This is a genomic window from Azospirillum sp., from assembly GCF_035628975.1.
In the GTDB taxonomy this organism is placed as follows: Bacteria; Pseudomonadota; Alphaproteobacteria; order Azospirillales; family Azospirillaceae; genus Azospirillum.
The window spans coordinates 1-11,698 of sequence record NZ_DASPIS010000061.1; the positions used below are offsets into that span (position 1 = coordinate 1).

The following is an 11,698-nucleotide window of genomic DNA, read 5'->3' on the forward strand; positions in this document are numbered from 1 at the left end:
CATGCTCGTCGAGCTGGCGCTCGGTCGTGTGGATCAGGCTCTCGGCATTGTTCTTCGCCTCGGCCGAAGCGCGCCGCTTTTTGTCCTCCTCGGCGAACTGCTCGGCGTCCTTGACCATCTTGTCGATGTCGGCGTCGGAAAGGCCGCCCGAGGCCTGGATGCGGATCTGCTGCTCCTTGCCGGTGCCCTTGTCGCGCGCCGAGACGTTGACGATGCCGTTGGCGTCGATGTCGAACGTCACCTCGATCTGCGGCACGCCGCGCGGTGCGGGCGGGATGCCGACCAGGTCGAACTGGCCGAGCAGCTTGTTGTCGGCCGCCATCTCGCGCTCGCCCTGGAAGACCCGGATCGTCACCGCATTCTGATTGTCCTCGGCGGTGGAGAAGGTCTGGCTCTTCTTGGTCGGAATGGTCGTGTTGCGGTCGATCATCCGGGTGAAGACGCCGCCAAGCGTCTCGATGCCGAGCGACAGCGGCGTGACGTCGAGCAGGAGGACGTCCTTCACCTCGCCCTGCAGCACGCCGGCCTGAATGGCGGCGCCGATGGCGACCACCTCGTCCGGGTTCACGCCGCGGTGCGGCTCACGGCCGAAGAACTGCTTCACCGCGTCGATGACCTTGGGCATGCGGGTCATGCCGCCGACCAGGATCACCTCGTCGATTTCGCTGGCCTTCAGGCCGGCGTCCTTCAGGGCCGCCTTGCAGGGCTCGATCGTGCGCTGCACCAGGTCGTCCACCAGGGCTTCCAGCTTGGCGCGGGTCAGCTTGATGTTCAGGTGCTTCGGACCGGTCTGGTCGGCGGTGATGAAGGGCAGGTTGACTTCGGTCTGCGTGGTGGACGACAGCTCGATCTTCGCCTTTTCCGCAGCTTCCTTCAGGCGCTGCAGGGCGAGCTTGTCCTTGCGCAGGTCGATGCCCTGCTCCTTGTTGAACTCGTCGGCCAGATACTCGATGACCCGGCTGTCGAAGTCCTCGCCGCCCAGGAAGGTGTCGCCGTTGGTCGACTTCACCTCGAACACGCCGTCGCCGATCTCCAGCACGGAGATGTCGAAGGTGCCGCCGCCCAGGTCATAGACCGCGACGGTGCCGGTGCCCTTCTTCTCCATGCCGTAGGCGAGCGCGGCGGCCGTCGGCTCGTTGATGATGCGCAGCACGTCCAGGCCGGCGATCTTGCCGGCGTCCTTGGTGGCCTGGCGCTGGCTGTCGTTGAAGTAGGCCGGGACGGTGATGACCGCCTGGGTGACCTTCTCGCCCAGATAGTTCTCGGCGGTTTCCTTCATCTTGGTGAGGATGAAGGCGCTGATCTGGCTGGGGCTGTACTTCTTGCCGTGCGCCTCGACCCAGGCGTCGCCGTTGTCGCCGGAGATGATGCGGTAGGGAACCAGGCCCTGGTCCTTCTTCGTCAGCGGATCGTCGAAACGGCGGCCGATCAGACGCTTGATCGCGAAGAGGGTGTTTTCCGGATTGGTGACCGCCTGGCGCTTGGCGGGCTGGCCGATCAGCCGCTCACCGCCCTGGCTGAAGGCGACCATGGACGGCGTGGTCCGCGCGCCCTCGGCGTTCTCGATAACCTTGGCGCTGCCGCCTTCCATCACGGCGACGCACGAGTTCGTGGTGCCGAGGTCGATACCAATCACTTTGCTCATGTTCAGCCTCTTTCGTTCGGCAGATGCGTGGCGGCCCGTCTGGTCCGGCACCGCCGCGATCCCCATTGGGTCGGTGAAACGTCGGTGGAGCGCTTGAGGGTCCGGCCCATGGAGTTCCGATCCATGGGGTCCGGCCCGTGCTGGCGGAGATATAGGCGGAGCCGTTTCGGGCTGCAACAGGGTGGCGCGCCTTTCGGCCTGCAAAAGCGGGGAAAAAACGCTGCAGTCCCGTCCCTCCCGCAGGCGTTGCCGATACGCGTCCCGCGGCAGTAGAATACGGATGCATTCAAATCCGCGAAGATGAATATCCCGATATTCACCCCGTCCGATTCAACTCGTCACAAGTGTTACAAGTGAATAATGGTTCGACTATGAACCATCTTCTGAAGTTAACCTTTCATTAACAAGCAACGGCGTGCAAAGCTGCTTCCAATCAATTCGCGGTTGCTGTGTTTATTCATGGAAAGGCAAATCTATTAGTGAAACCACAAAAGGAATATGCTATCTCCTTTGCGCTATAGGGTATGACCGCAAAGGGTCGGGCCGGCGACGTTTGCGCCGCTGCCACCACTGCATGCGGTTCCATGCAAAGCTGGTCACACAGGTGTGAAAGGGAAGCGCGATGATGGACGAACGACGCGATGTGGCCCTGGCCATCAAGTCCTGCCTGGACAGCCTGATGAGCGACGCGACGCGTTGCGATCTGGACGACCTCGCGCGCTTCATCAGTCTCGCCGCCATGGCCGCGGAAGAGGCGGCGGTTGCCCACGATCCGAAGTCAGTCCGCCTGAAGGCGCTGATGGCCACCGGCGCCGGCCACTGCTGACCGGCATGCCGTCGTTCGGCATATCGGCGTTTCGGGCACGGCAGCCGTCAGGATCTACAGTATTTCCGCATTGCGGATGGCGTCGTCGATCCGGCCCAGCATTTCGGCGCAGGAGTCGTCGCCATCCATCAGGGCGGGCAGCGCGAAGCTGAACATCGCGACCGCGGCCACCGCTCCCCCAACGGTCCCTGCCGCTTGCGCGCGTTCGGCGCCGACCAGCCACAGGTAATGGGTCTCGGCCCGGCCGTCTTCTTCCGTCCGCATCATTGCCTGGGCGATCACCGCGCCGTCGGCACGGCTTTCCACCGTCCGGTCACCGGCCCGTGGATCCTGCGGCCTGACGAAGCGCAGGGCCATCTCCTGCAGGGTGCCGGCCACGCCGCCGGATTCCGGCCGCGGCGTCACCCGGTCGGTCACCAGCCGCAGCACGCCGGCGGCCGGGGGCGGCGGACGGAAGCTGCCGACGGGCTGGCCCTCATGCTCCTCCACATCGACCGCCCAGCCCGGCGGAAGGCGGAACCGCACCGTATCGGCCCAGCCGATGTCGGATCCCGGTCCATTCGTCTCTTGTCCGTTCTGCATCTGGTGGCCTTGCGCCATCGCTCCCTCCCGGGTTTGCCGCGCACGCCGCAACGGCGCGCCAGGGCCGGCACCATAGGCGCCACAGGCCGTGCCGCCAATGCCCTATCGGAGCCCTCGGGCTTTGATGAAATCCCCGGGGGAACGCTTCAGGCCGTCAGTCCGGGATCAGGAACTGCACGCCCAGCCAGCGCCAGCGGCCGTCGGCGGTCGGCAGGGTGCAGTTGACGCGGGCGCGGCCCGGTGGGAATGGATCCTTGATGCGGACCTCCACCCGGTCTTCCGCTATGCGTTCCAGCGCGGTGCGGCCCTGGCCGGTGGCGAAGCAGGCCAGCTTTGAACTGTCCCCCACCCCGTCGGCGATGGTGAAGCCCAGCGGGGGCGGGTTGACGGTGACCAGCGGGTCGTCGGGCGTCAGGTCCGACACCGGCAGCGGCAGGGCGTTGGCCGCCAACTCGAACCGGTCGGCGCTGCCATAGGTCTCGTTCATGACGAAGCGCGGCAGGCCCCAGGGATCGGCCTGGGCGTGCAGCACGCCCGACTGCTGGCCGAAGGCGGCGGCGAAGCCCTGGTCCATCACCAGTTGCCGCACCGCCAGCGAATATTCCCCTTGCGGGTAGGAGAAGATCGTCGGGCGCCGTCCCAGCTCCGCCTGGAAGCGGTCAGACATCCGGCGCAGGTCGGCGGCCAACTGGTCCGGGCTGCGCGCCAGCATCGACTGTGTCGAGGTGCCGAGCGCGCCGATGGTGACGCCGGCCGCCGCCAGCTGCCGGATTTCGCCCCAGGTCATGTGGGTGGGAGAGCCGCGGTCGACCGCGTCGGTCGCGACGAACAGCGTGAAGGGCAGATTGGCCGCCTTCAACCGCGGCCAAGCCTCGGTGAAGGCGGAGCGGCTGGCTTCGTCGATGGTGATGGCGACCGTGCGGTCGGGCAGCGGCTTCCCGGTGCGCAGGGCATCCAGGATCTTCGGCAGCGGCAGGACGCGGTAGTCGCCGTCCGTCAGCTCGTCCAGATGGGCTTCGAACTGGTCGATGCGGATGCTGATCGAGGGGTTCTGGTCCTCGCCGAAGCGGTCATAGGCGAAGACGACCGCGCTGGCGCCATGCGGGGAAGCGGAGTCGGCCATGGCCGGCCGCGACGCCGGCACGAGCGCGGTCCAGACGGACAGCGCGGCGGCAGCGAGAACCTTGACGGCACGACGGAACGGCATGGCGCCCTGCGGAATAGGCTGGCCGGGACGACCTCCGCCCCGACGCAAAGGGTGTGCCATAGTCTCCGCCATGCGAACAAGCGTCGACCGCCACTTTCCCGCTGAGGGCAGCGATGCGGTGCGCGCGTGCAACAATGGAACGCGTGATGCGCAGCACACGCCATGATACCGGGGCGCCGGGATGCCGCCCGCAGCCTACATCAGCCGCCCGCCGGCGGCGGCGTCGGTCAGCAAGGGATAGCGCTCCGCATCCGGCAGCTGGTAATGCCACCATTCGGAGGGGTAGTGCTCCCAGCCCGCGGCGACCATCACGCCCAGCAGCATGGCACGGTTGCGCTGCTGCTCCGCGCTCAGGTCGCTGCGGCCATGGTGCGACCGCTCCGTCATCGCGTCGAACCCGGTGCCCATGTCCAGCGGCACGCCGGCGGCATCGGCAAGCGTCAGGTCGATCGCCACGCCGCGGGTGTGGTTGGAGCCCAGCCGGGGGTCGGCGATGTAGGTCGGATCGGAAAAGGCGTGCCAAAGCCGCCATTGCGCCTCTGCCGGGCGGAAGGCATCGTACACCCGCAACCGGCAGCCGATGCCGCGCGCCAGCCGGATGGCGTCGGTCAGCCGGCGGGCCGCGTCGGGGTGCAGCAGGCACACCGCCGACCGGTAGATCGGCGCGCCCGACAGGTTGTCGGCGGTGGCGTAGAGAAGCTCCAGGTCGATGTCGAAGGCCGGGGGCGCGATTTCGGTCAGCATGGAAAGGGCAATCGTCGGCGTATTGGGAAGAGGCACGACCTCTAGCATGGCGCCGGCGCCGCCTGCCATGGTCGCGGGTCTGCCATGCCCGGGCCGGCGGGCCATGCAGGCTCGTGCGGGATTGTGCTCGGCCGGCAATCCATGGTGAAGGCAGGCTCGTATGAAGACGGACCGGCGTGGCGGCAAACCCGATACGGCCGGTTAAGGAAGGTGGGGCGATGAAGGTTCTGGGTCTGGATACGGCGACGTCCGGCTGTTCGGCCGCGCTGTGGGAGGGGACGGTCGGCTTGGCGGGTGCCTCGACCGGTGCGCCACGCGTGACCGTGCGGCGCAGCGCCCCGATGGCGCGCGGGCAGGCCGAGGTGCTGGTGCCGCTGGCGCAGGAGGTGCTGGCGGAGGCCGGCGCCGCGTTCGACGACCTCGACCGCATCGCCGTCACCGTCGGGCCGGGGGCCTTCACCGGGCTGCGCATCGCGCTGGCCGCCGCCCGCGGGATCGCCGTCGCACGGGATCTTCCGGTGGTGGGCATCACCAGCTTCGACGCCATCGCCCATGGTGTGCCGGAGGCCGAGCGCGCCGGGCGACCCCTGCTGGTCGCCGTCGACAGCCGGCGGGCGGAGCCTTTCCTGCAGCTCTATGATGCCGCGCTGGCGCCGGTGGGGGAGCCGGCGATGCCGGACCCGGCGGCGATCCCCGGCTGGCTCGACGCGCTGTGCCCGTCCGGACCGTTGCTGCTGGCCGGCGACGCGGCGGCGGCGCTGGTCCCGCTGCTGGCCGGTCGGTCCGGGTTGGCGGTGGCGGCGGGCGACGGGTTGCCGGATGCCGCGGTGGTGGCGGCGCTGGGGGCCGCCCGTCCGACCGGCCTGCCGGCCGAACCCTTCTATCTTCGTCCGCCCGACGTCACCCTGCCGAAGGCGGCCACCGTGCAGAAGGCGGCCGGTGCCAAGGCCGGCCTTGGGGATGGCCCTGGGACCGGGTCTGGAAACAGGTCGTGACCGCGCCCGCCGTCCGCCTTCATCCTGCCGGCCCGCTGGAGTCCGGGGTGGTCGCCGCCCTGCAGCAGGCCTGCTTCCCCGAGGATCCCTGGGATGAGGCGTCGGTCGCCACCCTGACCGCTCCGCCTGCCGGTTTCGCCGTCATCGCGCTGGACGTGCAGGACCAGCCGGTCGGTTTCGTCATGGCCCGGGTCGCGGCGGAGGATGCGGAGATCCTGGCCATCGGCGTGCTGCCGCAGGCCCGGCGGGGCGGCGTCGGCCGCCTGCTGGTCGAGGCGGCGGTCGCCGGGTCCCGTGATCTGGGAGCGACTGCGCTGTTTCTCGAGGTCGCCGAAGACAACCAGGCGGCATGGACTCTATACAAGGCTTGCGGCTTCTTTTCCGTCGGACGCCGTCCCGGATACTACAAACGACCTGACGGCCGGGTCGCGGCGCTTGTCCTGCGCCGCAATCTCGACGGGGCATAGGGGTTAATTTTTCTGCACGATCAGGCGGTGGACTCCCTCCGGTTCATCCAATCGTTCGGGGTGGACAGACAGAATGCTGTGACCCAACTCCAACAAGGATCGTGGAACGTTTTCCAAGGGTTCGCCCGCATTCAGCCGGACTTCGAGAGTCTGCCCCGCGTCCATCCGCTCCACCATCAACTTGGTCTTGACGAAGGTTAACGGACAAACCTGCGAGGTGATGTCGAGAAACAAGTCTGTGGAGCTTTTTTCGGTCACCGATTCCTCTTTGTTTCAAAGGATGGATATTGCACGCCGCAGAAAACCTCTTTATATGGTGAGGTACGAATGCCGCGGAGCAAGCTTACATGAGCAACGGGTCCCCTTCCAACGCGCTGTTGTCTCTGACCACGGAGATCGTGGCGGCGCATGTCTCCAACAATACAGTCGCACTGACCGATCTTCCGACCCTGATCGAACAGGTCTACAAGTCGCTGGCCAACGTCGGCACCGAACCGGTGGTGGCGGAGGAGCGGCCGCAGCCCGCAGTGCCGATCAAGAAGTCGGTCACGCCGGACTATATTGTGTGCCTGGAAGACGGCAAAAAGCTGAAGATGCTGAAGCGCCATCTGAAGACGGCGTACAATATGACCCCAGAAGAATACCGCGACCGCTGGGGCCTGCCGGCCGACTACCCGATGGTTGCGCCGAACTACGCGCGCCAGCGCAGCTCGCTGGCCAAGCAGATCGGCCTCGGCACCCGCGCCCGCCGCGGCGCCTGAGGATCGGAGTTTCCGCAGGGCGGGCGGACGCCGATCACGACGCCCCCGCTCTGGCCCACCCTCCTCCGGTCCATACTCTTCCGGTGCGCCTTGCGTCCTGGGCCGCCGCTCCCACCCTTTCGCGGTCGTCCCACTTGCGGTGACCTGAAAACCTCACCTGAAAACCGTGGTGGCCAGGCGATCGCCCCCAAACCATAGGCCCGACGCCCTTGCCTGCAGGACCGCGGATGCCGGTTACGGCCGGCCGGCGGCGCCATACGATGTCGGTTGACCGGGAACCGCCTGATCGTGTTATCCCTTGCGCTGCGTGCGACGCTGTTCGTCCCGACGTGGCCGCCTGGGCCCCTGCGGAGACAGCCGGCGCGGCGCATCGTCCCGAACCATCGCAGCGGACCGTCGACATGGCTGATGCAAGCTTGGACCAGCCGGACATGACCCGGACCAGCCCGGAGCTGGGCGAAGCCTCCGCACAGGACGCCGCCGGTTCCGATGCGGCGGTTTCCGGCAGGCTCATGGACGGCATCCGCCTGGGCACGCTGGAGGTGCGGCTGGCCCGGTCGGCGGAGGAGATCGATTGGGCGCAGGCCCTGCGCTACCGTGTCTTCTACGAGGAGATGGCGGCGATCCCCTCCCCCGCCATGCAGGCCCAGGGCCGCGATTTCGACGATTACGACGGTGTGGCCGACCATCTGCTGGTCATCGACCATGCGCGCGGCAACGGTCCGGACATGGTGGTCGGCACCTATCGGCTGATCCGCCGGCCCGCCGCCGAGAAGGTCGGGCGCTTCTATTCCAGCGACGAGTACGACATCGGCCGGCTCGCCAGCTATCCCGGCGAGGTGCTGGAACTGGGGCGGTCCTGCGTCGACGCCGGCTACCGGAGCCGCGGCAGCATGCAGCTGCTGTGGCAGGGCATCGCCGCCTATGTCTTCCAGCATGACATCGCCTTGATGTTCGGCTGCGCCAGCCTGCCCGGCACCGACCCCGATGCGCTGGCGGAGCCGCTGTCCTACCTGTACCACCATCACCTCGCCCCGCCGGAGCTGCGGGCGACGGCCCTGCCGGAACGCCATGTTTCGCTGGACCGCATGCCGAAGGACCGCATCGATCCCCGACGGGCGCTGAACATCCTGCCGCCGCTGATCAAGGGCTATCTGCGCCTGGGCGGGTTCATCGGCGACGGTGCGGTCATCGACCATCAGTTCAACACCACCGATGTCTGCATCGTGGTGAAGACCGACCTGATCACCGACAAGTATTTCAAGCATTACGAACGTCGCAGCCGCGACAGCCAGGGCAGCTGAGGCGATCATGACCCGTACCGCGCGCGCCCTGGGATCGTCCGGCCGCGGGGCCCTGCGCCTGAGCCTGTACCTGCTGTGGACCCTGCTGCTGATTCCGCTCCAGGCGTTGGCCGTGGCGCGGGGATGGCGGCTGTGCCGCACCCTGCCGCGCTTCTATCACCGCGTCTGCACCCGGCTGATGGGACTGGACGTGGTGGTGCGCGGCGAACAGGTGGCCGGCGGGCCGGTGCTGTTCGTGTCCAACCATTCCTCCTACCTGGACATCTCGGTGCTGGGGTCGCTGATCCCCGGTTCCTTCGTCGCCAAGACGGAGGTCGGCACCTGGCCCTTCTTCGGCCTGCTCGCCCGCCTTCAGCGCACGGTCTTCGTGGAGCGCAAGGCGCGCACCTCGGTCGACAAGCAGCGCGACGACATCGGCAGCCGCCTGGATGCCGGCGACAGCCTGATCCTGTTCCCGGAAGGCACCTCCAGCGACGGCAACCGCACCCTTCCCTTCAAGACCGCGCTGTTCGCCGTCGCCGCCCGCCGCATCGACGGCCGTCCGCTGACTGTCCAGCCTGTCAGCGTCGCCGCTACCCGGCTGGACGGCATTCCGATGGGCATCGCCTTCCGCCCCTTCTATGCCTGGTACGGCGACATGGATCTGGTGCCGCACCTGTGGCAGGCCTTCCGCCTCGGCGGCATGACGATCGAGGTGGAGTTCCACCCGCCGGTAACCATCGACGGCTTTTCCAGCCGCAAGGCTCTGGCGGACCATTGCCAACGCGTGGTCGCCGACGGCGTCGCCCGCGCCATCTCCGGCCGTCCCGACGCGCCGGTCCGGGCCAAGGATGCCGCTCCCCAGCCAGCGGCCTCTCCCACTCCAGCCTCCGCTCCGGCGATCAGCGATCCTGCGCACGGGAGTGCTTGATTCCGCTCTTGTATCCGCTGCGCCGCTCGCCTATAAACAGCGGGCGCGCGGGTGTAGCTCAATGGTAGAGCAGAAGCTTCCCAAGCTTACGACGAGGGTTCGATTCCCTTCACCCGCTCCAACGCTACCGCCCTGAAACGCCTGAAGGTTTTCGGGCAGGCGGCTCCCACACAGAACTTCTCGGACGCTCTCCGTCACACTGTTTGTCACAGTGACGGGCGAGCATGCCGACGATCAGGAAGCGTGGGGCCAAGTGGCAGGTGCAGATCCGACTCAGCGGCTCACCGGCTGTGTCGCGGACTTTTCCAACCAAATCGGAGGCCGTAGCTTGGGCGAGGGCTACGGAGGCTGAAGTTCATGCCAACGGCACCTCGACGATGGATTCGTCAAGGCCGTCCTGTCCGGTTACGCTCCGGCAACTACTGGAACGCTACCGCGATCAGGTTACCCCCCGGAAGAAAAGCCGGCGGCATGAAACCTGCCGAATCAACAAGCTGCTGAGGGACGCGATTTCGGATACCGCGGCTGATGCAGTGACGCCCGGAATGATCGCAACCTTCAGGGACAAGCGGCTCAAGTCGGTTGGCTCTCAGGCGGTTATCCATGACCTCGTCCTTCTGGGACAGGTGTTCCGAGTCGCAATGAACGAGTGGGATCTCGGTCTTCCCGAGAACCCCGTGTCGAAAGTCCGGAAACCCAAGCAGCCATCAGGTCGCGTGCGGCGTCTCACGTCGGACGAGTTCAATCGGCTAACGGTGGCAGGGCAGTCGATCATGGCCGGCGACATCGTTGGCCTGATGTGCTTCGCACTTGAAACCGCGATGCGTCAGAGCGAGATTCTCAACCTTCTGTGGGCTGACATCCAGTGGACTTCGCGTACCTTGCTCATCAAGGACAGCAAGAACGGAACGCCCCGAGTCATACCGCTGAGTCGCAAAGCCATTCAGATTCTGGAAGGCCGTCAGGGGTTGAAGTTAAAGTCACCCTTTCCTTACCATGTGCGGGCGGTGCAGCGAGCCTGGGATGCCACGGTCGGTGATGCTGGCGTTGATGACCTTCACTTCCATGATCTCCGTCACGAAGCGATCAGCCGTTTCTTCGAGAAGGGCCTCGGTGTTCCCGAGGTTGCCCTGATCAGCGGCCATAAGGACATGCGGATGCTGCTGAGGTATACGCACATGACTGCGGCGGAAATCGCGAAGAAGCTGGACTGAAATATTCGAGAACCAGTGGGGACAGTGTCGGATGGGAGGAAGACTGAATCCCAAGGAATTCATGGACTCCATCGACCGTCGGTGGCGAGCGGAGAGCGGCCTGGAGCACCGGGGACATTACTCGATCTTCTACTCGCTCCCTCAAGAGCATCCGATCTTATGGCTCGGGCAGAATCCGGCTGGCGAGTTTGGTCGATCACCAGACGCCAAAATCCTGTCGGACGAGGAACTCCTCTCTGGTCACAGCGAGTTTATAGACGGTGATGGAGACACATCGCGGAACACTGGACAGTTCCTTCTCCGGTTGTGCGGCGACGTTGCGAAGGTTCGCCGTGTACAGGGCAGCAATGTGATTTGGCACCGCAGCCCGAACGCTGCCTCGTTGGTCGATGCCAACCGCCACCCACTCGACCCACTGGAAGCCGCGGCCATGGCTGCACCTTTCATCACCGAGATCATCGGTTATGTTCGACCGCAGGTGATCCTTGTCGGCGGTCGGACAGGGTTCAAGTGGTTGAAAGCGGCTCTGAAACCGAACAAGTATTCCAGCCGGCTATTTGCAAAATTTGAACATTTGCAGGACGAGGATGTGAGCGTGGGATGGGGACGGCCAATTCCAGGTGTTGAGTGTCACCAGGCACATGTTGATGGGCAGGGAATGGAAGTCCTGACCATCGTTGTCCCTCATCTCTCGCGTGGCGTTCGTGACGTGGTCGTGGAGGGCGTCAGGGGCGTTCTCCAGCGGCATGCCCCCGGCGTTTTCGACCTATGGTAAGTTGGTTACCGAAACCGCATCCACGTGGTACGCCGGCCTGTGCCGGCGTACCACGGTGAGAGCGTCCGAGAAGTTCTGTGTGGGAGCCGCCTGCCCGAAAACCTTCAGGCGTTTCAGGGCGGTAGCGTTGGAGCGGGTGAAGGGAATCGAACCCTCGTCGTAAGCTTGGGAATGATTCCTGTTCTCCACTGTGCCACCCCGTGGTCCCGGAACCCCTTCTGGATCAATTGCTTCCGTCACGTGGCTGCATGATGCCGTCGGTCACGGT

At 65.9% G+C, this 11,698-nt stretch carries 13 protein-coding genes and 1 tRNA gene; 9 read left to right on the forward strand and 5 right to left on the reverse strand.

Going from position 1 to position 11,698, the window contains the following annotated elements; all coding sequences use genetic code 11:
• A partial coding sequence (gene dnaK / locus VD964_RS14170; RefSeq protein ID WP_324869218.1) for a molecular chaperone DnaK occupies positions 1-1,645 on the reverse strand: 1,645 nt, incomplete at its 3' end.
• A gap of 622 nt (positions 1,646-2,267) precedes the next feature.
• Here dnaK and VD964_RS14175 point away from each other — a divergent pair.
• A complete protein-coding gene (locus tag VD964_RS14175) occupies positions 2,268-2,471 on the forward strand; it encodes a hypothetical protein (RefSeq protein WP_324869219.1) in 204 nt (67 codons plus the stop codon).
• A 54-nt stretch (positions 2,472-2,525) separates the two neighbouring features.
• Here the strand turns inward: VD964_RS14175 and VD964_RS14180 are convergent, their stop codons facing one another.
• The 3 genes from VD964_RS14180 to ddpX all read right to left on the reverse strand — a co-directional run bounded on the left by VD964_RS14180 (position 2,526) and on the right by ddpX (position 5,004).
• Positions 2,526-3,071, reverse strand: coding sequence for a hypothetical protein (locus VD964_RS14180; protein WP_324869220.1), 546 nt, complete (start codon positions 3,069-3,071; stop codon positions 2,526-2,528).
• A gap of 136 nt (positions 3,072-3,207) precedes the next feature.
• Entirely contained in the window at positions 3,208-4,260 is a 1,053-nt protein-coding gene (locus tag VD964_RS14185) for a polysaccharide deacetylase family protein (RefSeq protein ID WP_324869221.1), read from the reverse strand.
• Between the two features lie 195 nt (positions 4,261-4,455).
• A complete protein-coding gene (gene ddpX, locus VD964_RS14190; RefSeq protein WP_324869222.1) occupies positions 4,456-5,004 on the reverse strand; it encodes a D-alanyl-D-alanine dipeptidase in 549 nt (182 codons plus the stop codon).
• 218 nt (positions 5,005-5,222) lie between these two features.
• Here ddpX and tsaB point away from each other — a divergent pair, with 218 nt between their 5' ends.
• Positions 5,223-5,999: a tRNA (adenosine(37)-N6)-threonylcarbamoyltransferase complex dimerization subunit type 1 TsaB gene (gene tsaB, locus VD964_RS14195; RefSeq protein ID WP_324869223.1), complete on the forward strand. Its 777-nt coding sequence runs from the start codon at positions 5,223-5,225 to the stop codon at positions 5,997-5,999.
• Positions 5,996-6,466: a GNAT family N-acetyltransferase gene (locus VD964_RS14200; RefSeq protein ID WP_324869224.1), complete on the forward strand. Its 471-nt coding sequence runs from the start codon at positions 5,996-5,998 to the stop codon at positions 6,464-6,466. Before tsaB ends, VD964_RS14200 begins: the two co-directional genes overlap by 4 nt.
• A gap of 3 nt (positions 6,467-6,469) precedes the next feature.
• Here the strand turns inward: VD964_RS14200 and VD964_RS14205 are convergent, their stop codons facing one another.
• Entirely contained in the window at positions 6,470-6,724 is a 255-nt protein-coding gene (locus tag VD964_RS14205; protein ID WP_324869225.1) for a sulfurtransferase TusA family protein, read from the reverse strand.
• 89 nt (positions 6,725-6,813) lie between these two features.
• Here VD964_RS14205 and VD964_RS14210 point away from each other — a divergent pair, with 89 nt between their 5' ends.
• The 6 genes from VD964_RS14210 to VD964_RS14235 all read left to right on the forward strand — a co-directional run bounded on the left by VD964_RS14210 (position 6,814) and on the right by VD964_RS14235 (position 11,430).
• Positions 6,814-7,227, forward strand: a complete 414-nt coding sequence (locus tag VD964_RS14210; RefSeq protein ID WP_014249126.1) for a MucR family transcriptional regulator — start codon at positions 6,814-6,816, stop codon at positions 7,225-7,227.
• A gap of 401 nt (positions 7,228-7,628) precedes the next feature.
• Positions 7,629-8,531 (forward strand): GNAT family N-acetyltransferase, encoded by a 903-nt coding sequence (locus VD964_RS14215; protein ID WP_324869226.1) that lies wholly within the window; start codon positions 7,629-7,631, stop codon positions 8,529-8,531.
• A 7-nt stretch (positions 8,532-8,538) separates the two neighbouring features.
• A complete protein-coding gene (locus VD964_RS14220; protein ID WP_324869227.1) occupies positions 8,539-9,441 on the forward strand; it encodes a lysophospholipid acyltransferase family protein in 903 nt (300 codons plus the stop codon).
• Positions 9,442-9,488: 47 nt separating this feature from the next.
• Positions 9,489-9,562, forward strand: a tRNA-Gly gene (locus VD964_RS14225).
• Between the two features lie 103 nt (positions 9,563-9,665).
• Positions 9,666-10,655: a site-specific integrase gene (locus tag VD964_RS14230; RefSeq protein ID WP_324869228.1), complete on the forward strand. Its 990-nt coding sequence runs from the start codon at positions 9,666-9,668 to the stop codon at positions 10,653-10,655.
• Positions 10,656-10,716: 61 nt separating this feature from the next.
• A complete protein-coding gene (locus VD964_RS14235) occupies positions 10,717-11,430 on the forward strand; it encodes a hypothetical protein (RefSeq protein WP_324869229.1) in 714 nt (237 codons plus the stop codon).
• The last annotated feature ends 268 nt before the right edge of the window (positions 11,431-11,698 follow it).